Below are 267 nucleotides of genomic sequence, written 5' to 3'. Positions count from 1 at the left end.
CTATCAACTGGCAGAAGACTTAACTCAGGAAACATTTGTAAAAGCCTATCGGCATTTCAACCAATTCCAACACCAATCAAACAGTCGAACGTGGCTATTCCGTATCGCTCAAAATACTACAAAAGATCATTTCCGAAAGAAAAACCCCTTAACTCGCTATTTTAATTTGACGTTGACCGAACCAGACTCTTCTCCCCTTCCTTCCGAACTGATGGAAATGAGTGAACAGCAGGAAGCTCTTTTCGATTCACTTCAGAACTTAAAACC

The 267-nt window shown here is 40.8% G+C and carries 1 protein-coding gene; it reads left to right on the top strand.

Annotated features, from left to right (window positions below):
• A partial coding sequence (locus R0J87_RS21025; protein ID WP_498888699.1) for a sigma-70 family RNA polymerase sigma factor occupies positions 1 to 267 on the top strand: 267 nt, incomplete at both ends.

The sequence above is a fragment of the Halomonas sp. SIMBA_159 genome (assembly GCF_046536035.1).
Classification (GTDB): Bacteria; Pseudomonadota; Gammaproteobacteria; order Pseudomonadales; family Halomonadaceae; genus Vreelandella; species Vreelandella venusta_A.
This window is presented reverse-complemented; position numbering and strand designations above follow the sequence as displayed.